Here is a 23163-nt window from a genome sequence, read left to right as displayed (position 1 = left end):
CGTCGTCGGTTGGCTAGCCGCACAACACACTCTATGAATGAAATAAGAGACCTTCCCAAAGTTTTACCCTCATCTCAGGATCATTTTCTGGATGGCCCCAAATTGGCGCCGGGTATTACGCGCTTCTGGCTGATCCGCCACGCATTGGTGGAAGAAAATGCTCGTATGTGCATGTACGGCGCAATGGATGTGCCTTTGTGCCCGGATAGCCTTATTGCGCAACGTCCAATGTATCGGGCACTGGCAGAACGATTGCCCAAGCCTGCGCATTGGCTTGTAAGCCCGTTATCTCGCACACAACGCACAGCACAAGCTGTGCAGGAAGCGGGGTATGGCCCTGCCAAGCTGACAGTGGAGCCAGATCTGATCGAGCAGAATCTGGGCTCATGGCAGGGGCTACCTTATGAGGAGTTGCCGCAATATCTTAATCTTGCGCCGCATCCGTTCTGGGCTGTGGGGGCAACGGAATGCCCGCCCGAAGGCGAAAGCATGATTGATGTTTGCGCCCGTGTGGGCCGCTTGCTGGATAGGCTGGCAGACAAATATGCGCAGCAAGATATTATAGCGGTAACACATGGCGGTGTGGTGCGTGCGGCTTTGGCTCATGCCTTGCGGATTCATGCGGAAACAGCACTTCATTTTTCCGTGCAGAATCTGGCGCTGACCATTCTGGAACGTTTGGACGTGGGCTGGCGCGTTGTAACGGTTAATGAATTGCCCGGCGTATAAGCCGGGTCCAGCCAAATTTACTACGCAAAAGCCCACCATGCCGGGTTTACGTGGCGGTTTAACTTCCTATGTTTTGTGTATGAGCCATTACGGTATGGCCATTTCTTCCTGAAGGGTTGTCGTGCATGTCTTCTTCCTCTCAGCATCCGGGTGCTCTCGCCGTGACGGACCAGCTGTTTTTTCATCGTCCAGATGCGCAACTGCATAAAGATGATGCGGAAAAGCTGACAAAAACGGCATTGGCCGGAATGGAGGATGGTGAGCTTTTTCTGGAATACAGAGAAAGCGAAGGCATTTCGCTAGATGATGGTGTTATCCGTTCGGCATCCTTTAATACCAGCAGTGGGTTTGGCCTGCGTGCTGTATTGGGGGAAGAAACGGGTTTTGCGCATTCGGATGAACTCAGCCGTTCTTCCTTGCTACGCGCCGTAGATGCCGTAAGTGCTGTGCGTGCAGGGCGCTCTGGCCGGATGGCCGCACCACCACGCGCCACTAACCAGCGGCTTTACACAGATGCCAATCCACTGGGTGATAGTGATTTTGCAACGCGCTCTGGCTTGCTTTCAAAAATAGATGCCTATGCACGTGGCAAAGATAGCCGCGTGGTGCAGGTTATGGCCTCCCTTTCGGGGGAATGGCAGGCGGTGCAGATCATGCGGGCCGATGGCACGCGGGCGGCAGATTTGCGCCCACTGGTGCGACTGAATGTATCTGTTGTGGTGGAACATGATGGCAAGCGTGAAAGCGGTAGTTACGGGCTGGGTGGCCGGTATGAGATCAACCGTCTGCTGAATGAAGAAACATGGCAGGGCGCTGTGGATGAAGCCTTGCGGCAGGCATTGGTTGCGCTGGAAGCCCAGCCTGCGCCAGCCGGTGCCATGGAGGTTGTGCTGGGCGCTGGTTGGCCCGGCATTTTGCTGCATGAAGCAGTTGGTCACGGGCTAGAGGGTGATTTCAACCGCAAAGGCACCTCTGTATTTGCCGGGCGTATTGGCAAGCGTGTGGCGTCTCCCGGCGTTACGGTAGTGGATGATGGGTCTCTGCCCGATCGGCGTGGGAGCCTGACTATTGATGACGAAGGCACGCCCACGGGCCGCACCGTGTTGATTGAAGATGGTATTTTGCAGGGGTATCTGCAGGACAGGCTGAATGCTCGCCTTATGGGTATGGCACCTACGGGGAACGGACGCCGCCAGTCATACGCGCATATGCCACTGCCGCGTATGACCAACACCATCATGCAGCCCGGGTCTTCGACCTCAGAGGAAATGATTTCTTCTGTAAAGCGCGGCCTGTATGCGGTGCACTTTGGTGGTGGGCAGGTGGATATTACCTCGGGTAAGTTCGTGTTTGCGGCATCCGAAGCCTATCTGATCGAAAATGGCCGCGTAACGGCCCCCGTAAAAGGTGCAACTCTGATTGGAAGCGGGGCAGAGGCCATGACGCAGGTTTCCATGATTGGTGGTAATCTGGAACTAGACCCCGGTATTGGCACTTGCGGTAAAGCAGGGCAGGGCGTGCCAGTTGGGGTGGGCCAGCCCGCCCTTAAAATGACCGGACTGACCGTGGGCGGTACAGCTTAAGGCTTTTTTCCGCCAAATGCTGTTGGGCTGAGTGTTTCTGTTCTCTGCTCTCTCATGCTAGAGCGTCTGTCTGCTGGTTCTGCCCTGCAGACAGGGGCCGGAGAGAAGGGACAGGATAAATGGTCGAGAACGGGTTTAAGAGTTCTTTCATGCGGGAGGCCGCTGCACGCGGCTTTATTTTCCAGTGCACGGATGCCGATGCGCTGGATGCGCTGATGGCAGAAAAATCCGTGGCGGCCTATATTGGGTTTGATCCTACGGCAGATAGCCTGCACGTAGGCAGCCTTATCCAGATTATGATGTTGCGGCTGCTGCAAAAACACGGCCACCGGCCCATAGCGCTGGTGGGTGGTGGCACAGCCCGTATTGGTGATCCATCCTTCCGGGAAGAAGCCCGGCGGTTGATGACGGAAGATATCATCCAGACCAATCTGGCGGGTATTGAAGGCTGCCTACGCCAGTTCCTCACCTTTGGGTCTGGTGCATCTGAAGCCGCCCTTGTGAATAACGCAGATTGGCTGGACAAGCTGGCCTATATTGATCTGCTGCGTGATGTGGGCGTGCATTTTTCCATCAATCGCATGCTGGCGTTTGATTCCGTGAAAAATCGCCTAGAACGTGAGCAGGGGCTGACGTTTCTGGAATTCAACTATTCCATTCTCCAATCCTATGATTTCCGTGAACTAAACCGCCGTATGAATGTGGTGTTGCAGCTTGGTGGGTCAGACCAATGGGGCAACATTATTTCTGGCGTGGAGCTGGTGCGCCGTACAGATCAGAAAAGCGTTATGGGGCTTACCACACCGCTGCTCACAACATCATCTGGTGCCAAAATGGGCAAGACAGCGAATGGTGCTGTGTGGCTTTCTGAAAAACGCTTGCCGGTGTTTGATTACTGGCAGTTCTGGCGCAACACGGAAGATGCAGATGTTGGCCGTTTTCTCCGGCTGTTTACTGAACTTCCGCTGGAAGAATGTGCGCGTCTGGAAGCTTTGCAGGGTGCGGAAATTAACGAAGCCAAAAAAGTGCTGGCAACAGAGGCCACAGCTCTTTGCCATGGGCGCAACGCAGCGCTGGCTGCGGCAGAAGCCGCCCGCCAGACGTTTGAAGAAGGCCGCGTAGCTGCGGCAGATCTGCCTGTGCATGAAGTGGCAGAGGCAGATATGGCTGCTGGTATTCCGGTTTTTCGCCTGTTTGCAGAAGCAGGACTGGTTAAAACAAATGGAGAAGCCCGGCGTTTGGTACGCGGCGGCGGGGCACGCCTTAATAATGATGTGATACAGGACGAAAATAAGCTGATCACACAGCAGGATATGGTTGATGGCGCCATTAAACTTTCTGCTGGCAAAAAACACCATGTTCTGGTGAAGGTTGGGGTTTCAGCCTGATAGACCGATAAGGAGGCTACCGTGAAAAAACTGGCGTTAAAACTGTCCGCTCTGGGGTTGCTGTGCAGCCTGAGCGCATGCGGTGGCCCCTATTATGGTGATGGTGGCCTGTATTATCCTTACGGATATTCAGGATACGGCCCCGTATATGATGATTACTATGGCTATGGCGTTTGGGGCGGCGGTGGCCGAGGCCCGCGCCCACGGCCTGGTTTTGGCCCTGGGGGGCGTCCCGGTGGTCATGGTGGCCCCGGTGGCTTTGGCCCCGGCCCACGCCCCGGCGGCGGAGGTGGTGGTCGTCCGCCAGGTGGTGGTCCTGGTGGCGGTGGTCATCCCGGAGGCGGTGGCGGTCCGGGCGGTCATGGAGGCCCTGGCGGTGGTGGCCCCGGTGGCGGTGGTCACCGATAATCTTGCCAAGGCAGCATTTTTCAAAGTTTGAAGGATGCTGCCTTTTTACTGGAAACGGTTTTTTGCTTACCTGATCAGTTCTGAACAGATGGGTTTTATTGTTTCTCTGCGCAGGGGCTGATGGCGTGCTGTACCCTAAAAAAATTGCATATGTTATTAACTCGCTAGAAGGCGGCGGCACGGGCGCCATGGTGCCCTCCATTACTGGTTTTTTTCGGGCGCGTGGGTGTGATGTTGGCGTATTTGTGCTGACCCCGCGGGATAGGCGCGCAGAGCCTGCACTATTGGCGGCAGGGTTGGACATACACATTAGAGAAGGTGGAGAAAGTGATCACCTTCAGGCCTATTTATGGCTGCGCCGTAAGCTGGCAGCGTGGCAGCCTACCCAGATTTGGACATCCTTAACCCGTTCTACTCTTGTTGGGCAGCAGGTTGGGCGTAGTTTGAGGGTGCCGGTTATCAGCTGGCAGCACAACGCGTTTCTGAAGCCGGGGAATATCCGCCTTTTACGGGCCGCCAAATCTTTTTCAAAACTGTGGGTGTGTGATTCGGAATGCGTGGCAGAGATTACGTGTGAACGTCTTAACCTTCCTGCAAATAAAGTTATGTCTTGGCCGGTTTTTCAGGCTTTGCCAGATATTCAGCCAGCAGAGCCTTGGAAGCCGGGAGAACTGATTCGCGCAGGTTCACTTGGGCGGCTGCATATTGCCAAGGGATACGATATTCTATGCACAGCTCTTAAACGCCTTCAGGCCTACACATCCTTGCCAGCGTTTGAAGTGACGGTAGCCGGTGAGGGGCAAGAACGCGCCCACCTTGAGCAGATGGTAAAAGAATTAAAGCTGACGAATATTCGTTTTTCAGGTTTTGCATCTTCATCTCAGGATTTTTTGCACACCCAGCATCTTTATCTTCAGCCATCTCGGCGGGAAGGATTCTGCATTGCTATGCATGAGGCCATGCAGGCAGGCTTACCTGTAATTGGTAGTGATGTGGGGGAGATGGATCGGTCTATTGTGGAAAACGTAACCGGTTGGAAAGTGCAACCCGAAGACCCAGTTATGCTGGCAGATACATTGGCAGCAGTTCTTGCCCAGCCAGAAAAGCTTTCTGAAGTTGGTCAGAATGCCAGACAATTTGTGTTGGAAAAGTTCAGCAAGGAAAAGTTTTTTGAAAATGGCGATGCCATCTTTCGGCATTTGGCAAGGCAGATTTAAAATGCCTCACGTGCAGCAGGCAGAATCGACCACGTAAAGGGGCAAACATAGCGCTGCTTTGCACAACGCGGCCCGAAAAAGCGATTCTTGCAAAATGTAATGGAAAGACTGGTGCTGCTGGACAGGATTGAACTGTCGACCTCTCCCTTACCAAGGGAGTGCTCTACCACTGAGCTACAGCAGCATAGTCTGCGGGCGTTCTAGCTGTTCGCGCGGAACGCCGCAAGACCAGATGCGGTAAAAAAGACGAAAAAATTAATCGTCCCGGTGGGTTTTTTCCATGCGCTCGTGTTGTTCCTGCGCTTCAATGGAAAGTGTGGCAATCGGGCGTGCTTCCAGCCGTTTCAGGCCAATGGGCTCACCCGTTTCTTCACAGTAACCATATGTGCCGTTTTCAACCCGCTGCAACGCAAGGTTGATCTTGCCAATCAGCTTGCGGGCACGGTCTCGCGTGCGCAGTTCCAGTGCACGGTCTGTTTCTACGCTGGCACGGTCAGTAATGTCAGCTTCATGAATGCCGCCTTCGGAAAGGCTGGCAAGCGTATCTCCTGCTTCTTTAAGAAGGTCGGCGCGCCATTTAAGCAATTTCTGCCGGAAGTACTCCGTCTGAAGGGGATTCATGAACTCTTCATCTTCAGAGGGGCGATAATCTGGCGGTAAGGTAATCATGTCTGTCGTCAGCCTTTGCAATGACAGGCAGCCTGCCTTGAAAGAATGACGCGGCTTATAGCGGCATCCCGCTCACCCGCCAACAATTTTATGGGGCAAAAACGCAGAAAAGAGACAAAGGATAAAGTAAGAGTAAGAAAAGACTACATTTAAAATGAGTAATGAAAAAATATTTTAAGAAAGTTCCCTGCTGTATAAACACTTTCTTAACACAATTATGCACGTTTTTGTGAGTTGGATGCTGCGATAAGCCACCCAACGAACATAAAAATCCATCCCGCTGTGGGGAAAGAAAAAACAGCACTGGTGGAAGTAATGGGCCACAACAGAATGCAACAGGCCACAAATAGCATGGCTTGCTGTGGGTGATGCTCTACATCTAGTGCCTTCCACCCAGTGTGTAACCATTGAAAAGCCAGACCTAGAAATACCATAAGGCCCGGTAAACCGGCTGTTGTGGCAATTTGCAGGTAATAATTGTGGGGATGAATATTGCAGCCCCGATCCGTATCATTTGTAAGGGTTTCTATGCCCAGAAAAGAGAGAGCATGGGTTTGAATAGGAATGTGGCAGAAATTTCTAAAGCCATCCATGCCCAGCCCCATCCAGGGATGTTGGCCAACCATCGTGATAGCAGAGCGGAAGAGCTTGCCGTAATCGCTTTGTGCGAAATGATGCAGTTGGTCTGAAAATTTCAGAACAAGTTTGGCGTAAACGGGCGGAGAGATCACAGGCAGGCTGGCAATCAACCCACCCGCACAAGCAAGAATGAGGCCAAAGGGCAGGCGAAAACGGGGGAAAATAAACGCTGTAAGAGACAGGCCAAAAAAGAGCAGCACGCAGCTCATGCGTTGGCCAATCAGCACCATGGTTGTGACGCCTAACAGCAGGAGTGCACAGCCAAGCCCCCAGGATTTCAGCTTGTTGTGGCGTAACAGGCGCAAAACGCTCGGCATGATGCCGGGAAAGAACAACATCAGCAGCGTAAAGCCTGCACGCGGCTTGGTGAATGGGCCTGTGAGGCTGCCATCACCCCAGCGCGGCATACCCATCAGATTCGTGCCTGTCAGATACTGTTGCCAGCATTGGCTTATCAACCACAAGGCTGCCAGTAAGCAGATTCGCTCCAGCCACAAGCGCCGTTCCTCAGTGGCAAGAAGCCAGCATTGCAGCGCCGCACAAAACAGGAAAAGCCGTGGCAGGCAGAGCGCTTGCACCCATGCCCCCGTAATACCAACATGCACAGAGGAAAGCAGGCATAGCCCACAAAATAGTGCAGCAAGTTTAAGCCAAGGCTGTTTAACCCATTGCCAGTGCCTCAACAGGCAACAGTGCAGAAGAAACAACCCGCCAATAACAGAAGCAAATGTGTCTGAAAGGGCGCGGCTATAGAATAGAAAAAATGGGAAGATGCTTAGACACACCAAGCCTGTTGCTGTCAGATATCCAGCCAGTTTGACACGGAGTGGGGAGGAAACAGCAGGAGGCATGTCTGGAATGGATAAGGCTGGCCACCTGATATTGCAGCCAGCCTCCAATCAGTTTGAGTGATTAGAACGGAATTTCGTCATCAAGATCTCCGTTGCCGCCAGATGCATCCCAGCCGCCGGAGTTATTGCTACCGCTGCGCTGTGCTGGTTGCTGGCGTGGTGCGGATGATGGGGCGCCATAACCACCGCCGCCACTGTTATAGCCGCCGTAGCTGCTGCCGCTTCCGCCACCAAAGCCGCCGCCTTCACCTTCGCCTTCGCTACTATTGCGGCTATCCAGCAGCACCAGTTCACCACGGAAACGGTCGATAATCACTTCCGTCGTGTAGCGTTCCTGCCCACCCTGATCTGTCCATTTTCTGGTCTGCAGGGAGCCTTCCAGATAAACCTTCCGGCCTTTGCGCAAGAAGCGTTCGGCCACATCTGCCAGACGTTCGTTGAAAATAACCACGCGATGCCATTCTGTGCGTTCACGTCGTTCACCAGATGCGCGGTCATTCCATGTGTCGCTGGTGGCCAGAGAGAAGGAAACAATCTTTGCACCGCTCTGGCTGGAACGCACTTCGGGGTCCTTGCCCAGATTGCCGACCAGAATAACCTTGTTAACGCTGCCAGCCATAAATGCCGTTACCTTCTATTTGCGTAAAATCCGTTTTCGTTCTGCCTATGTAGCGCACTGGCCGAACAGGTGAAAGCTTAAAGCCGCCAGATGGAGAATCGGGCTGCACCATGTTGGCGTTCTGCCAGAAAAGCCGGTGTGCTTGCTGTTTCTGGCGCTTCTTCCGGGTTGGAAAAAGGCAATGCTTCTTCACGTCCGGTTTCAATAACCGCAATGGCATTTGGGGCAATCCAGCCTTTGCTTTGCAGGGCTTTAAGTGCGCGTTCAGGCAGATTCTGATGATATGGCGGGTCCAGAAACACCAACCCAGCCGGGGAAGTGCCAGCGGGTGGTGATGTCACATCCCGTGCAATCACGGTGCAGTTCTCTTCCCACTTGCAGGCATGAATGTTGGCCCGGAGCGCGGCTAGGGCAGGGCGGCTCGTTTCGAAGAAAGTTGCATGCTTTGCCCCGCGAGAAAGAGCTTCCAGCCCCAGTGCGCCGGTGCCAGCAAAAGCGTCTAGCACATGCGCTTCAGAAATAAGCGCATGCCCACCCCAAGGTGCATGTAGCAGCATATCAAACAAGGCTTGTCGCACCCGGTCTGCCGTGGGGCGTGTGGCCTGTCCCGCTGGGGCTGTTAGCAACCGCCCCTTGCGGCTGCCAGCAATAATCCGAACCATTAGTCTGCCTGTTTTGCGGGTGCACGCCGGGCTGAGGGAGCCTTTTCTGTTGCCTTGGGCAACTGATCACGCAACACGCGGGGAGAAACTTCCTCCAGTTCGCGGCGCTGCAGGGTACCAAGCTGGAAAGGCCCGTAGCTGGTGCGTATCAGGCGGCTGACATGCAGGTTCATGCCCGCCATCACTTTACGAATTTCACGGTTTTTCCCTTCTTTGAGGGAAACTGTCAGCCACGCATTGTCACCTTTGCGCGAATCCAGAACCGCATGAATGGGGCCGTAACGCACACCATCAAACACGCTGCCCTGAGCCAGACTGGCCAAACGTTCTTCATCCACTACGCCAAATACGCGCACACGGTAGCGGCGTAGCCAGCCGTTGGAGGGGAGTTCCAGCCTACGGGCCAGTTCACCATCATTGGTGAGCAGCAGTAGCCCTTCACTGTTCAGATCAAGCCGCCCAACGCTGATAACGCGTGGCATGCCTTCTGGCAGGGAAGCAAAAACCGTTGGCCGGCCTTCCGGGTCTTTATGCGTTGTCACCAAGCCATCTGGCTTATGGTAGCGCCATAAGCGTGTGCGCTCCGGGGCAGAAACGGGTTCTCCATCAACCTGCACAATATCGCCATTTGTTACAAAGGTGGCAGGGTGTGTTACCGGTTGGCCATTCAGGCGGATACGGTTTTCCTCTATCATGCGCTCCGCATCACGGCGGCTGGCAACGCCACTGCGGGCCAGCCATTTTGCTATGCGTTCCCCTCGGGTTTCCTGCGTCACGCTGAATCTCCTGCTGCCTGTATGAAGGCTTTGAAAAGTGCTTTGTCTGCGGGGTCTATGCCAAATTCCGGGTGCCATTGCACCCCAAGGCAGAAAGAATGTGTGGGATCTTCAATCCCTTCAATAATACCATCTTCTGCCACGGCGTTAATAATGCCACGCCCGGGTGTTTTGACAGCCTGATGATGCGAGGAATTAACGCCAATACGTGCAGGGCTGCCCATGCTACGTGCCAATAAGGTATCGGGCGATATTGTTACGCTATGGCTGGCCTCATTCCGTGGGTTTGGCTGCTCATGCGGAAGAGCTGTTGGGCATTCTTCCGGAATGTGCTGGATCAGGCTGCCACCAAGCGCCACAGCTATAAGCTGCATACCACCGCATATTCCCAAAACAGGCATATCGCGTTGTAGGGCTTCAGCCAGATAAGTCGCTTCTGCCTGCGTGCGGCGGGGGCGCAAGTTTATGGTGGGGTGAACACGTGTTTCCCCATACAAAGTGGGGTCAATATCAAATGCGCCCCCCGTTATAATCAATCCGTCCAGCATGTGCATGTAATCGGCACAAAGCTGCGGAAATAACGGGAGCGCAATAGGTAAGCCGCCCGCGGTGGAAACGGCAGACATATAATTTTCCCGCATGGCATACCATTTGAAGCGGGAATAACGGCCTTCGCCGCCATCTTCCAAATCAAGTGTAATACCAATAACGGGGCGTTTTTCCATCATATGCCACTATCCTGAAAGAACGGGGGAGGGAGAGAGGTAAAGACCGTTCTTTCAGGGCGTATGTAGCAAAGAATGAGCGCGGGAAACAAAAACCCGTGCAGCCAATCCGTTTCCAGCCTGTTTGTTAGCGGGATAGAAAGGAAGGAATACTGATAGGAAGTGTTTTGGTAGCGGTAGGGGGCGGCGCCAAGGTGGCTGGTTCGTAATTGACACCATCTGCGATGGCGAGACCAAATCCAATGGCCGCAGCAGCCAGAATGAAAGACAGGCTATGCATGTTTCTGACCCTCCTCGCTCGGGTTTGGTATGATTGCAAAAAAGCAATCCCACAAGGCATCCTCACGCTCTGTTACAGAACGGATTAAGGCTCCTTTAAGGCAGGATGACAAAAAAGCATGCATGATTGCAAGAAGAATCTGGATATTTTGTAGCATATAAAAGCGAAAAAAACCTGAACGTTTCGGATTGTAGAAAGTAACATTTCGTGAGCACGCAGCATGATTAAACAGAACGGCATGGCACTGGCGTTACAGCAGGCTCAGCTTGCTGCTGAAAATGGAGAAGTGCCCGTAGGAGCCGTGCTGCTGGATGGCAACGGAAATGTGCTGGCGCAGGCAGGTAACCGGGTAGAAGAGCTGCACGATCCATCAGCCCATGCTGAAATGTTGGTCATGCGTGAAGCCGTGCAGCAGCGGCAGGGCCAAAAGCTGGCGGATTGCACTTTATTTGTCTCACTTGAACCATGCCCGATGTGTGCGGCGGCTATGGCGCATTTCCGGCTGGGGAGAGTGGTGTTTGGCGCGTATGACCCCAAAGGCGGCGGTGTGGAGCATGGTGCGCGTTTGCCTTATCGGCCTGAAACCCTGCATCGTATGGAAGTTATAGGCGGGGTAAGGGAACAGGAAGCTGCTGAAATGCTGAAAGCTTTTTTCCAGAAATTGCGCTGCCGATAACATCTTGTGAAATTATAAAGATACAGCTTTTTTTTCTTGGTTAAGAAACCATGTTAGCGTTGTAGGCGTAAGGCACTGTAAACTCTGGGCAATCTGTGGTGGCTGCCGGAGCTGGGTGTTTGGACCGTCCGGGAATTGTCCTGTCGGGATAAAACAAGGAACAGTCGAAGTCGTGATGTCGGGAAAATCTGTGACAAAAGTTTGGGCGCGGAACAGACGCCGTAATTGGATGTCAGCCCTTCTGGCAAGCTGTGTATTGGTAACGGCCGCCGCTCCATGGTGCAGCACGCCAGCACGTGCAGAAGCTGATAGTGTTATTAAGCCAAACACCCCCACTTCTCAGCGTATTCCAGATTTTGTTAGTCTGGTTAAGCAGGTTAAGCCGGCTGTGGTGTCTATTACATCCATGATCCGGGCAGATGCCGTGGAAGGTGATAACGGTGGTATGGGCGGAATGCCTTTTCCGTTCCCGTTCCCTTTCCAGATGATGCCCCAGCCATCACACCAGACGATTGAGGCCAGAGGCTCCGGCTTCCTGATTTCAGCCGATGGCTATGTGGTTACCAACAACCATGTGGTGAAAGGCGCCACCAAGGTTACGGTGACACTGGATGACGGCACAACGCTGCCTGCCAAAGTGGTGGGGCGTGATGGCAAAACCGATCTGGCACTGCTGAAAGTCACGACGTCCGAAAAACTGCCCTTTATTGAATTGGGCGAATCGGATGATGTGCAGCCCGGTGAATGGGTCATTGCCGTTGGCAACCCGTATGGTCTGGGTGGCACTGTTACCGCAGGTATTGTTTCTGCCCGTGGCCGAGACATTAACGAAGGCCCTTACGACAACTTCATTCAGGTTGATGCTCCCATTAACCGCGGGAACTCCGGTGGCCCACTGTTTACGCAGGATGGTAAAGTTGTTGGGGTAAATACCGCCATCCTTTCTCCCTCTGGCGGAGGTTCCATTGGCATTGGGTTTGCCATTCCATCGGATACCGTGCGCAATGTGGTCGAGCAGCTTCGTAAAACCGGCCATGTGGTGCGGGGTTACCTGGGTGTAAACGCACAGGTTATTTCTCCGGTTATGGCGCGTGCGCTTGGCTTGCCAGCCCCCGCCACGCCGGGAGCACCCCCGATTGGGGCGCTGGTAGCAAGCGTAAGCCCCGGTAGCCCGGCTGAAAAAGTCGGCCTGAAATCAGAAGATGTGATTACCGATTTCAACGGGCAGAAGGTCAGCAACCCACATGATCTGGCAGTGCGTGTGGCGTCTATGGCTCCGGGTAAGCAGGCAACCATTGGTTATCTGCGTGGCGGGAAGGCCCAGACAGCTACTGTAACCATCGGAGACCTGAAAACCGCTTCCAGTGATGGCGGTAGCAGCAGCAATTCTGATGTTGCACGTGGCCAGCGGCTTGGTATTGCCTTGGCTCCTCTTTCTCGCGATGTGCGCCAGCAGTTGGGGCTTTCGGCAGATGTGCGTGGCGTTGTTGTGAGTGATGTTGACCCTGGTTCCCCAGCCGATCAGGCAGGGATTCGGCCAGGAGACGTTATTCAGGCAATTGGTAGCCAGGCTGTAGATTCCCCACGTGCGGCAGTTGCCAGCGTGAAGGCAGCACTGGCTGCCAAAAAGCCTGTGCTGTTGCGCGTTATGCGGGATAATCAGTCCCTGTTTATCGCGATTTCTCCAGATGGCGGCAATAACGCCCCGACACCTGATGATGGTGGTGATGACGACGATAACTAAAGGTTAAAGTTATCCGAATCGTTGGAAAGGCTGGTTCAGAAATGGGCCAGCCTTTTTTCTTTTACGGCCTTAAATGGATTTAAGGCCGTAAGCGATATCTTGCAGATTGGGCAGGGAAAGGATGCGGATACAGTGATTCTCTGTGCCGGAGATAATTTTATCGCGGCGGAGGGTGCTGATGGTGCGGCTTACAGTTTCAATTGTCAGCCCAAGATAGTCTGCAATATCCACACGCGTCATGGGCACGGAAGCTGTCGTTTCCGCATCAGGATCGTGCGGATGTGTGCGATGATATTGCTTGATCCGGTCTAGCAGAAAGCTGGCAACTTTTTCTTTTGCTGTTTTGCGTCCCAAAAGCAGCATCTGCTCCTGCGCATCAGCCAGTTCGTGCGTGACAGCGGAGAGAAGATGACGGGCGAATCCGGGGTATTCTGCCAATAAATTTTCTATCTGCGTATGCGTGCAACGGCACAATAATACAGTGCTTACAGTTTCAGCCCCAAAGGAATAAGTGCGTGAATTGCTTAGGCCCACAAACTGCCCAGCATCGGCAAATCCGGTAATCTGGCGGCGTCCATCTGGCAGAGATTTAAACAGTTTAACTGTGCCATTAATCACGTTGAAAAAAGCGGATGCCGGGGTGCCTTCCTCAATAACCGCTGTGCCCGGTGGCAGGGAAATCTGGCGTGTAGCCTGTGCCAAAACCGTCACATCATGATCTTCTATGCTGCTGCAAAGGTTGTACTCACGCACCTTGCACATCAAGCATCGCGCGGAATCAGGATCAGCGCGCCCAGTACGTTTGCCAGCGGGATGAAGTGCCTGAGCGGAAGGAGAAGGTGGCATGGGAGCAGAATCCGGGAAAACCGGTACCTTCAGCATTATGGCGCGCGTGCTGGACCGGAAAGAAAAGAGATATGTTGCGTAAATATTATGTCATTGTTGATATAAATCAATAATGCGCGGTTGTCTGGGGTGGATTGGTTACAATTTACCTTAGCCATAGGCCTTAAAATGCGCTGTGGTTAAAATGACACAGTATTGTCGCATATGAGGCCGAGATGACTGGGATTTGATCTAAATCAAGGCTGGAAAAACGAGCGCATGATTTTTCCCGCTTCAGATATCGTTCTCTAGCGCAGTGGAAAGACACGCAGGCATGGTCAAGTTCCGTTCCCTATTTACGGCAGTGGTGGCTGGTGTTGCCGCTCTGGCCGGCACCGCCAAGGCTCAGACAGCAGCCCCTAACGCTGCATATGTGAATGCACCTGTCATGCAGCGCATTCCCGATGCACCAAAGCCGGGTGCAGGGCACTGTGGTCTGTTTGAAACCTGCGCCAGCACCAAGATCGGTCTGGGCCGCGGTGATTTCATGATCCGCCTGTCCGGTGTCGGCGTTCTGCCGCAGGACCGTGATAGCAACGTGAGCCTGAGCACGAACAGCGGTGGTAGTTACACGCATCTGAACCACACACATCTTTCCACCACCAATCAGGCCATGCCGGAACTGACGGTGGAATACTTCATCACAGACAACCTATCTGTTGACCTGATTGCCACCAGCACCCGCCATGAAGTGGCTGCTCTGGGTAGCGATGTGCCTGCACTGCATGGTCCCCGCAAGTTGGACGTTGGTAGCGCATGGGTTCTGCCCCCTACGCTGACATTTGCTTGGCATTTCCGTCCGCATAAGCGCTTCAACCCGTATGTGGGTGTTGGCGCAACGGCTATGTGGTTCCACAACATGAACGGTAATCATGGTGCAGCTCTGGGGCTGACCAAGCTGAACGCAGGCTTTACCGGTGGCCCTTCTGTGAACGTTGGTTTCGATTATCAGATCGTCGGCAACTGGTTCTTCAACGCAGACGTCAAGCAGATGTTCGTGCGTATGCATGCTTGGGTTGAAAACCCGCAAGAAACCCTGAAAGTAAAAGCACACGAATCTCTGGATCCGACAGTGGTTTCCGCTGGTATTGCTTACCGGTTCTAAGAGATATTATGGGCGCGGCATCCGTATCTGATCTGATTTCCCGCTACGGTGGGAATCTGCCGCGCTATACAAGTTACCCGACCGCAGCCAGCTTTACGGAAGCGGTCGGTTCCCAACAGGTTGCAGGCTGGCTTAAAGCTTTACCTGAGAATGAACCTGTCTCCCTCTATTTTCATGTTCCTTTTTGCGATGAACTCTGCCGATTTTGCGGATGCAATACATCCGTTATGCGGCATGAGGATGGGCGCCTGGCTTACGGTGACCTTCTGCGTGAGGAAATGCGCCGTATTGTGGCCCTTGTGGGGGAACAACGCACGGTAAGGCATGTGCAGTTTGGTGGCGGCACGCCTACCACTTTGCCTCCGCATTCTTTGCGTCAGATCATGCGTTCTATCCGGACATTCTTTCAGGTTGATCCGCAGGCTGAATTGGCCATGGAACTTGATCCACGGCATGTGCCGCAGGATTATCCTGCTTTATTGGGCGATCTGGGTTTTACTCGTATCAGCCTTGGCGTGCAGGATCTGGAACCTCGGGTGCAAGAAGCGTGTGGACGCCATCAGTCCTTTGAACAGACGCAAGCGAGCATTCAGGCTGCGCGTGATGCCGGTGTATCTGGCGTTAATATAGATCTGATTTACGGCCTGCCTTACCAGACGGTTGAAAGCGTGGGCGCAACCGCACTTAAAATTGCATCGTTGCGGCCAGACCGGTTGGCGGTATTTGGATATGCCCATGTGCCATGGAAGCAAAAACGACAGCGTCTGATCCCAGAAGCCTCCTTGCCAAAGTCTGAGGAAAGATTGGCGCAGCGGGCGGAAATAGACAGAGTTTTGCAGGCGCAGGGGTATCGGCCCATAGGGTTGGACCATTATGCTTTACCAGAAGATGGTTTGGCTCAATCTGCGCAAGCAGGCACGCTGCACCGTAATTTCCAAGGTTATACAACAGATCCCTGTCCTGTTTTGTTAGGCATGGGGGCTTCTGCCATTTCCATGCTGCCTGCTGGGTTTACCCAGAACATTACAAGCGTGGCAGCTTATGCACGGGCAATGGCTGAAAATTCCGATTCCCTCCCCGTAGCGCGTGGTGTTGCTTTTACGGAAGATGACAAACTGCGTGGGGCCATTATCGAACGCATTATGTGCGATATGGCGGTTGATCTTGCCGTTGTAGGGCAGGGGGGTGATTTTTCTGAAGAGCTTGCACAACTTCATCCACTTGAGCAGGATGGGTTGGTAAAGATTGATGGCCAGAAAATCAGCATTACGGCGTTTGGGCGGCCTTTTGTAAGGCATGTCGCGGCCGTGTTTGATACACGCCGGCGTGCTTTACAGCAGCAGGCCCAAGGTGCTGGGCAAGGTGCCACACCACAGTTTTCTGCTGCCCTTTAAGTAGAACCAAGTCTTGATTGTGCCAGTATTTTGGCGCAAGGAAGGAAGGCTCTCCAAGAAAGGGAGCTATGCAAGACAGCTATAGCGCTGTCTTTTACTCAGCCGATATTCTGTGACAGATGAAGGATCGGACGCCATGAGTCCTGATGCCATTGCTCCCGATCAGAGCGTGACGTTCTCTCTGCCAAATCTGTTGGCGCAAACGCCAGTGGCTTCTGACCCTTTTCCACATTGGATGTTGGAAAACGTGCTGGAACCAGATGCCTGTGCGGCATTACTGGAATGGGATCCCGGCGCGTCGGCTATTGCAGGAGACGTGGGAGGGCGACGTGAGACGCGGAACAAGTCTCGCGTGTTTGTTGATCCTGCCGTTCGGCAAAAGGATGAACGCCTCAACCGCATGGCGCATTTGCTGGATAGTGATGCCATGCGGCTGGCTTTTGAACGTATCTGCAATGTGCAGCTGCATACAGCAGCCCTGCGGCTGGAGTTGTGTCTGGATTCGGATGGTTTTTGGCTGGAACCACATACAGATATCGGCGCTAAAAAACTGACACTGTTGATCTCTCTTTCAACCGGAGAAGGGGCCGATGAACTGGGGACTGATCTGATGACTCCAGATGGCCAATCAGTTGTGCGGACATCAGGTGCATTTAATTCGGCGGTGCTTTTTATTCCGTCGGACAAGACATGGCACGGCTTTGTAAAGCGGCCCATTAAAGGCACACGACGTACCTTGATTGTTAATTTTGTTGATCAGAACTGGCGTGCAGTGCACGAACTGGCGTTTGGGCCGCGTTCTGTTCAGCACTGATTTTTCTGACATGGCTGTTTCTGGCAGAACGGGCCTGCGTGCCCGTTTTTGCAATTCTGCGCCAAATCGGGTTTAGGGAAGCAGCATATCTTTAAACGGGGATGAAACGGGAATGAGCGAGCCTGTGCGGGAATCGATGGAATTTGATGTCGTTATTGTTGGGGGTGGCCCGGCTGGGCTGGCCGCTGCAATTCGGCTACGCCAGCTTTCTCCAGATCTGAGCGTTTGCCTGATTGAAAAAGGCAGCGAGATCGGAGCGCATATTGTTTCTGGGGCCGTTATTGAACCCCGCGCACTGGCAGAACTTATTCCTGACTGGAAAGAACGTGGTGCACCGCTGAACACACCGGTGACATCAGAAGATATGCTGTATCTTACCGAAACCGGCAGCTTGCGTGTTCCGCTGCTGGATAAGGTTATGCCGCATATGGCAAACCACGGGAACTATATTGTCAGCCTTGGGGAAGTCTGCCGTTGGCTGGCGACGCAGGCAGAAGAACTCGGGGTGGAAATCTATCCGGGTTTTGCGGGTGCCGATGTCATTATCGAGCGTAACCGCGTGGTTGGCGTTGTAACTGGTGATATGGGTGTGACCAAGGAAGGTACACCTGGCCCCAATTATCAGCCTGGTATGGAACTGCGTGCCCGTTACACCCTGTTTGCAGAAGGGTGCCGTGGCTCCCTGACCAAGCAGGTGATGGCGCATTACGATCTACGTAAAGATGTGGACCCGCAGACATACGGCCTTGGTATCAAGGAAGTATGGGAAATCCCGGCAGAAAAACATCGCCCCGGCTTGGTGCAGCATAGCTTTGGCTGGCCGCTGGATGACAGCACCTATGGCGGCGCATGGTTGTACCACTTTGGTGAAAATCTGGTGTCCTACGGCTTTGTGGTGGGGCTGGATTACGCCAATACGTGGCTTTCTCCATTTGAAGAAATGCAGCGCATCAAGCTGCATCCGGCCTTCCGCCAGCATCTGGAAGGTGGACGCCGCATTTCTTACGGTGCGCGCGCTCTTTCCGAAGGTGGTTTGCAGGCCATTCCGCGTCTCACCTTCCCCGGTGGTGCATTGATTGGGGATTCTGCTGGCTTCCTGAACGTGCCTAAAATCAAAGGTACTCATACAGCCATGAAGTCCGGCATGCTGGCGGCAGAATCTGTTGTGGAAGCCATGAAAACCGACCGTGTTGAACCCGGTGCCTTTACAGAAAAGGTGCGGCGTTCATGGTTGTGGCCGGAACTGCGGTCTGCACGTAATATTCGTCCGGCTTTTGCGCATTTTGGTGCCAAGGGTGGCGCTGTGTATGCAGCTATTGATGCCATGTTGCTTCGTGGCCGTGCGCCGTGGACACTGCACTTCAAGCATGAAGACAGTGATACCCTTAAGCCTGCCTCCTTGTCTGAAAAGCCGTTCTACCCCAAGCCGGATGGCAAGCTGACATTTGATCGTCTTTCTTCGGTCTTTCTGTCCGCTACCAATCATGAGGAAGATCAGCCGGTGCATCTGCGCCTGCGTAATCCCAGCCTGTGGAAACCGGTGAACTGGGATGTTTTCCGTGCCCCAGAAAGCCGTTATTGCCCTGCCGGTGTGTATGAAGCGGCAGACGAAGCCACAAACCCACACTTGCAGATTAACGCGCAGAACTGCGTGCACTGCAAAACGTGTGACATTAAAGACCCCGCCCAGAATATAGACTGGACCACGCCAGAAGGTGGTGGTGGCCCTAATTATCCGGCCGGTATGTGAATTTGGAGTAAAGTACGGTAAGGCTGCGTCCGAACCATCCTGCGTCTGCAAGCGAAAGAAGTCATGAAGATACTTGTACCTGTAAAGCGGGTTGTTGATTACAACATCAAACCGCGTGTGAAGGCAGATGGCAGTGGTGTTGATACCACTGGCGTCAAGATGTCCATGAACCCGTTTGATGAAATCGCGGTGGAAGAAGCTGTGCGCCTGCGCGAAAAAGGTGCGGCTTCCGAAGTTGTTGTGGTTTCTGTTGGTGTTCAGAAAGCGCAGGATACACTGCGCACTGCCATGGCTATGGGCGCGGACCGCGCTATTCTGGTTCTGTCAGAAGAAAGCCCCGAACCGCTGGCCGTAGCCAAAGTGCTGCGTAAGCTGGTGGAAAAGGAAGAACCGGGTCTGGTTATTCTGGGCAAGCAGGCTATTGATGATGACATGAACGCCACAGGCCAGATGCTTGCTGGTCTGCTTGGTTGGGGACAGGGCACGTTTGCCAGCAAGGTAGAAATTGCTGATGGCCATGCACGTGTCAGCCGTGAAATTGATGGTGGCACGGAGGAAGTTTCCCTCACATTGCCCGCTATTATTACGGCCGATCTGCGCCTGAACGAACCACGCTATGCTTCTTTGCCGAACATCATGAAGGCTAAGAAGAAGCCGCTGGAAACCATTGAAGCCGCTGAACTGGGTGTGGACATGAAGCCGCGCCTGAGCGTTGTTTCCGTTGCTGAGCCGTCGGAACGCAAGGCTGGCATCAAGGTTGGTTCCGTTGGGGAACTGGTAGAAAAACTGCGTAACGAAGCAAAGGTGATCTGATCATGACCGCTCTTGTTCTTCTGGATCATGAAGAAGGCCAGATCAGAAAGGCCGCTCTGTCTGCTGTAACGGCAGCTGCCCAGTTGGGTGACGTGCATGTGCTGGTGGCGGGTGATGCCTCCATCGCACAGGCTGCGGCTGCGGTGCCCGGCGTTGCCAAAGTGCTGCATGCAGCAGATGCACGCTATGCACACGAACTGGCAGAACCTTTGGCTGCTCTTATTGTTTCTCTGGCAGGCCAGTACGATCATATCGTTGCTGCTGCGGGTGCTACGGGCAAGAATGTGCTGCCACGTGCAGCTGCTCTGCTGGATGTGCAGCCGATTCCAGATGTTATCCGCATTGTGGATGCAGAAACATTTGTGCGCCCTATTTATGCGGGCAATGCACTGGCCACTGTTAAGTCCTCAGATGCCAAAAAGGTGCTGACGGTACGTAACGCTGCTTTTGATGCTGCAGCATCTACAGGTGGCAATGCTCCGATTGAAGCTGTGGACGCAGTGGATGCGCCAGCGGTTTCCAAGTTTGAAACTGTTCAGCTGTCTGATTCCGAACGTCCGGACTTGGAAACAGCCCGCGTGGTTGTATCCGGTGGTCGTGGGATGCAGAGCGAAGAAAAATTCCATACTCTGGACCCGCTGGCTGATGCCTTGGGTGCAGCTATTGGTGCCTCTCGCGCTGCTGTGGATTCCGGTTTTGTGCCGAACGAATATCAGGTTGGGCAGACAGGTAAGATTGTTGCACCTGAACTTTACATGGCCTTCGGCATTTCCGGCGCTATCCAGCATCTTGCCGGTATGAAAGACAGCCGCGTGATTGTGGCAATCAACAAAGATCCAGAAGCTCCCATTTTCCAGGTTGCAGACTATGGAATGGAAGCAGATCTGTTTGAAGTTGTGCCGCAGTTGGTTGAAGAGCTGAAGAAATAAATCTTCGCTTTTAAACTCTTTGCTTAAGCAACCCCGCATACAGCTATGTGTGCGGGGTTTTTTTTGAGTGGCTATTTATGCACCGTAAGTAGCCAGAAACATCTTTACAGATGCATGAATAACTTTTTCTTCGTCTTCAGCCATATTGTCATACGGCATGTTAAAGCGCTTTCTATGTGCGATCCGTGTCTGACAAAGTGAGAAAAACTGCTCTGCGGCAAAAACAGGGTCATCCGTTTTTAGTGTGCCACGCTGGGTTTGCTCGCGAATCCAGTTAGACAGGGTTTCAATGGCAATCCGCGGGCCGTGAGACCAAAAGATGGTTGCAAGCTGAGGAAAATGCGGCGCCTCAGAAACAATCATTCTGTAAAGCATCAAGCTTTCTGGCTGGGTAATCAATTGCACCATAGCGCGTGCTACGGCTGTAAGTGTTTCTTTGGGGGATGCCTCTTTTTGCACTGGCGCAAGAGCTGGGGGCAGTTTTTCCCGGCAGCATTTTTCTACAAAAGCCCCAAAGAGATCCGCTTTATTGGTGAAATAATTATATAATGTGCCCTTAGAAACCCCTGCTTCCCGCGCAATGGCAGACATACTGGCGCCTTCGTAACCGTGTTCAGCAAACACGTTGTAGGCTCCTTTTAAAATCTGCTCTCGCTTTGCTTCAGATTCCCCTGTGCAGGTAGAAGTGAGGGAGGAAACGGAGGAAGATTCGGACATCAGGATTTCAGACTTTAAAGATCAGGCGATTGACGCACAGAGGAAAGAAGGTAGGTTACCATGCTGACCGAACTGGTCGGTCAGTGCAAGGGCTGGTATTTTCTATCAGGCATATAATTTTCGGTGAGGGTGAACGGGTGGCAAAACGGAATGCACAGCGCACAGGCGCGTTGGCGCTGGTTTTCATGCTGGCGGGGTGCATGGTGGGGCCAGATTATAAAAAACCGGATACATGGTCTCCCTCTCAGTGGCAGCGTGCGGCAGATAAAGATACATCACAGTTGCTCAGTGTCCCCACAACGCAGGCACCCGATCCCCAGTGGTGGGCCATTTTTAATGATCCTGAACTGACTTCGCTTGAAAAACGTCTGGCAGATCAGAACCTTGATGTACAGCAAGCCACCGAACAATTTGCAGTTAGCCGTGGCCAATTGTTGTTGGCTGGGGCGGAGCGGTTTCCAGATCTTGCTGCTTCGGGGTCATATCGTCGGGCGCAGCATAGCAGTAAGCAGTTGCAACGCATTGTAGAGCGTATTGGTGAAAATGCGGCCGGAACAGGAATGGGGGAAATGCTTTCTGCCCAGTCCTCATCCATTTCCATTCCTTTGCTGAACCAATGGCAGGATGGACTGCAGGCTAGTTGGGAGATCGATCTCTGGGGACGTGTGCGCAGGCAGTATGAAGCTGCCAAGGCGTATATGAAAGCTACCATGGAAGAGCGCCGGGGCATTCTGATTGCTCGTCAGGCAGAGCTGGCATCAGACTACATGACGCTGCGTAACCTGCAGGAACAGTTACGTATCACGAAAGAGAATCGTGATGCGGCTTCAGAAATCCTACAGTTAAGTTCATCACGCTATAAAAGCGGCTTGGTGAGCGAACTGGATGTAGATAGCGCCCGGTCAGAAGTGGAGCGGACAAGCGCGCTTATCCCTCAGTTTGAACAACGCATTGCTATGCAGATCAATGCTATCAACTTGCTGATGGGTGCTCCTCCTGGTGGATTGAATGCAGAGCTGGAGAAAACGGCGGGTATTCCGCCAGTACCGCCGCAGGTGCCGGTTGGCTTGCCATCAGAATTGGCAGAACGTCGCCCCGATATCCGTGAGGCTGGGGAGGAACTTCATGCCGCCACTGCAGAGGTGGGGCAGGCTGAAGCTGATTTCTACCCAAAGGTTACTATTGATGCGGGGTTTGGTTTCCAGTCCTTCTCTTTCCGAGATATGGGGTTCTGGAGCTCCCGTATGTGGAATGTCGGGCCTGCCATTACGCTTCCCATTTTTCAGGGTGGACGTCTGACAGGCCAACTGCATATGAAAAAGGCTTCCCAGAAAGCGGCGGCCCTGCGGTATCGTAAAACGGTTCTGAATGCCTGGAAGGAAGTGGACAACGCACTTACAGCCTATCAGGCGGAGCAAAAGCGCAATCAGAACATTCGCAATCAGGTTGCGGCAGATGCACGTTCGCTAGAATTAGCGCAAAGCCAATATAAGCATGGGCTTCAAAGTTATCTGCAGGTTCTGGATACACAGCGTCGGCTTTTGCAGTCCCAGACGCAGCTGGCAGATAGCACAGCAACCATGTCGGGTAATTTGGTGCAGCTTTATAATGCCCTTGGGGGAGGGTGGGAGACTGCTTTCCCTGAGAAAACCAAGGCTATTGCCAAAAACTGAGTATAAAAATTAGGCGGCCGTATGGCCGCCTTTTTTATGAAAAAATGCATTTCTTTGAAGAATATGAATTTTTTCTGATTTTAGGTGTTGACGGTGTGTGTGGGTGGGGTGTAGAAG

Annotated in this window: 23 protein-coding genes and 1 tRNA gene; 14 read left to right on the top strand and 10 right to left on the bottom strand. The window is 53.2% G+C overall.

What is annotated here, in order from left to right:
- The first annotated feature begins 33 nt into the window (after positions 1-33).
- The 5 genes from APA10_RS00115 (at position 34) to APA10_RS00095 (ending at position 5325) form a co-directional block, all read left to right on the top strand.
- Positions 34-729, top strand: a complete 696-nt coding sequence (locus APA10_RS00115; RefSeq protein ID WP_003629684.1) for a histidine phosphatase family protein — start codon at positions 34-36, stop codon at positions 727-729.
- A gap of 125 nt (positions 730-854) precedes the next feature.
- The gene (gene tldD, locus APA10_RS00110; RefSeq protein WP_003629685.1) at positions 855-2312 is read left to right on the top strand and encodes a metalloprotease TldD; all 1458 of its coding nucleotides are present in this window, start codon (positions 855-857) and stop codon (positions 2310-2312) included.
- Positions 2313-2431: 119 nt separating this feature from the next.
- Positions 2432-3700, top strand: a complete 1269-nt coding sequence (gene tyrS, locus APA10_RS00105; protein WP_014457582.1) for a tyrosine--tRNA ligase — start codon at positions 2432-2434, stop codon at positions 3698-3700.
- A 21-nt stretch (positions 3701-3721) separates the two neighbouring features.
- Entirely contained in the window at positions 3722-4108 is a 387-nt protein-coding gene (locus tag APA10_RS15055) for a hypothetical protein (protein ID WP_003629687.1), read from the top strand.
- 125 nt (positions 4109-4233) lie between these two features.
- Complete coding sequence (locus APA10_RS00095) at positions 4234-5325, top strand: glycosyltransferase family 4 protein (RefSeq protein ID WP_035365832.1); 1092 nt, start codon at positions 4234-4236, stop codon at positions 5323-5325.
- 109 nt (positions 5326-5434) lie between these two features.
- Here the strand turns inward: APA10_RS00095 and APA10_RS00090 are convergent.
- The 8 genes from APA10_RS00090 to APA10_RS15050 all read right to left on the bottom strand — a co-directional run bounded on the left by APA10_RS00090 (position 5435) and on the right by APA10_RS15050 (position 10546).
- A tRNA-Thr gene (locus APA10_RS00090) sits at positions 5435-5509 on the bottom strand.
- Between the two features lie 71 nt (positions 5510-5580).
- Positions 5581-5994: an RNA polymerase-binding protein DksA gene (dksA, locus tag APA10_RS00085; protein ID WP_003626519.1), complete on the bottom strand. Its 414-nt coding sequence runs from the start codon at positions 5992-5994 to the stop codon at positions 5581-5583.
- 215 nt (positions 5995-6209) lie between these two features.
- Positions 6210-7484 carry an O-antigen ligase family protein gene (locus tag APA10_RS00080; RefSeq protein WP_003629690.1) on the bottom strand — a complete coding sequence of 425 codons (1275 nt, stop codon included), beginning with the start codon at positions 7482-7484 and terminating at the stop codon, positions 6210-6212.
- Between the two features lie 61 nt (positions 7485-7545).
- Positions 7546-8103, bottom strand: a complete 558-nt coding sequence (gene ssb / locus APA10_RS00075) for a single-stranded DNA-binding protein (protein WP_003629691.1) — start codon at positions 8101-8103, stop codon at positions 7546-7548.
- A gap of 77 nt (positions 8104-8180) precedes the next feature.
- Positions 8181-8765 (bottom strand): 16S rRNA (guanine(966)-N(2))-methyltransferase RsmD, encoded by a 585-nt coding sequence (gene rsmD / locus APA10_RS00070; RefSeq protein ID WP_003629694.1) that lies wholly within the window; start codon positions 8763-8765, stop codon positions 8181-8183.
- Positions 8765-9541, bottom strand: a complete 777-nt coding sequence (locus tag APA10_RS00065) for a pseudouridine synthase (protein ID WP_003629696.1) — start codon at positions 9539-9541, stop codon at positions 8765-8767. The genes rsmD and APA10_RS00065 overlap by 1 nt, the downstream gene beginning before the upstream one ends.
- On the bottom strand, positions 9538-10269 hold the full coding sequence (locus APA10_RS00060) for a gamma-glutamyl-gamma-aminobutyrate hydrolase family protein (RefSeq protein WP_003629697.1): 732 nt from the start codon (positions 10267-10269) through the stop codon (positions 9538-9540). Before APA10_RS00060 ends, APA10_RS00065 begins: the two co-directional genes overlap by 4 nt.
- Positions 10270-10393: 124 nt before the next feature.
- Positions 10394-10546, bottom strand: a complete 153-nt coding sequence (locus APA10_RS15050) for a hypothetical protein (protein ID WP_003626506.1) — start codon at positions 10544-10546, stop codon at positions 10394-10396.
- 220 nt (positions 10547-10766) lie between these two features.
- On the opposite strand from APA10_RS15050, the gene APA10_RS00055 reads away from it, so the two are divergent.
- Both APA10_RS00055 and APA10_RS00050 read left to right on the top strand, forming a co-directional pair.
- Positions 10767-11222, top strand: a complete 456-nt coding sequence (locus APA10_RS00055; protein WP_003629698.1) for a nucleoside deaminase — start codon at positions 10767-10769, stop codon at positions 11220-11222.
- Positions 11223-11397: 175 nt separating this feature from the next.
- Positions 11398-12966, top strand: coding sequence for a Do family serine endopeptidase (locus APA10_RS00050; protein WP_014457571.1), 1569 nt, complete (start codon positions 11398-11400; stop codon positions 12964-12966).
- A gap of 69 nt (positions 12967-13035) precedes the next feature.
- Here APA10_RS00050 and APA10_RS00045 read toward each other — a convergent pair whose 3' ends face one another.
- Entirely contained in the window at positions 13036-13848 is an 813-nt protein-coding gene (locus APA10_RS00045; protein WP_003629700.1) for a Crp/Fnr family transcriptional regulator, read from the bottom strand.
- A gap of 277 nt (positions 13849-14125) precedes the next feature.
- On the opposite strand from APA10_RS00045, the gene APA10_RS00040 reads away from it, so the two are divergent.
- From APA10_RS00040 to APA10_RS00015, 6 genes are all read left to right on the top strand, one after another.
- Positions 14126-14956, top strand: coding sequence for an OmpW/AlkL family protein (locus APA10_RS00040; protein ID WP_035365833.1), 831 nt, complete (start codon positions 14126-14128; stop codon positions 14954-14956).
- Between the two features lie 8 nt (positions 14957-14964).
- A complete protein-coding gene (gene hemN, locus APA10_RS00035) occupies positions 14965-16350 on the top strand; it encodes an oxygen-independent coproporphyrinogen III oxidase (protein ID WP_003629703.1) in 1386 nt (461 codons plus the stop codon).
- Positions 16351-16486: 136 nt separating this feature from the next.
- The gene (locus tag APA10_RS00030) at positions 16487-17164 is read left to right on the top strand and encodes a 2OG-Fe(II) oxygenase (protein ID WP_035365834.1); all 678 of its coding nucleotides are present in this window, start codon (positions 16487-16489) and stop codon (positions 17162-17164) included.
- 112 nt (positions 17165-17276) lie between these two features.
- On the top strand, positions 17277-18914 hold the full coding sequence (locus tag APA10_RS00025) for an electron transfer flavoprotein-ubiquinone oxidoreductase (protein WP_035365835.1): 1638 nt from the start codon (positions 17277-17279) through the stop codon (positions 18912-18914).
- Between the two features lie 63 nt (positions 18915-18977).
- Entirely contained in the window at positions 18978-19727 is a 750-nt protein-coding gene (locus tag APA10_RS00020; protein WP_003629707.1) for an electron transfer flavoprotein subunit beta/FixA family protein, read from the top strand.
- 2 nt (positions 19728-19729) lie between these two features.
- Positions 19730-20656: an FAD-binding protein gene (locus tag APA10_RS00015; protein WP_003626481.1), complete on the top strand. Its 927-nt coding sequence runs from the start codon at positions 19730-19732 to the stop codon at positions 20654-20656.
- Positions 20657-20731: 75 nt separating this feature from the next.
- Here APA10_RS00015 and APA10_RS00010 read toward each other — a convergent pair whose 3' ends face one another.
- On the bottom strand, positions 20732-21373 hold the full coding sequence (locus APA10_RS00010; RefSeq protein WP_003626479.1) for a TetR/AcrR family transcriptional regulator: 642 nt from the start codon (positions 21371-21373) through the stop codon (positions 20732-20734).
- Between the two features lie 83 nt (positions 21374-21456).
- Between APA10_RS00010 and APA10_RS00005 the strand changes: the two genes are divergently transcribed.
- A complete protein-coding gene (locus tag APA10_RS00005; protein ID WP_003629709.1) occupies positions 21457-23046 on the top strand; it encodes an efflux transporter outer membrane subunit in 1590 nt (529 codons plus the stop codon).
- Positions 23047-23163: the final 117 nt, after the last annotated feature.

The organism is Acetobacter pasteurianus subsp. pasteurianus LMG 1262 = NBRC 106471, from assembly GCF_000285275.1.
Lineage (GTDB): Bacteria > Pseudomonadota > Alphaproteobacteria > Acetobacterales > Acetobacteraceae > Acetobacter > Acetobacter pasteurianus.
Note: the sequence above shows the minus strand (reverse complement) of the source record. Positions and strands in the feature narration are given on the sequence as shown.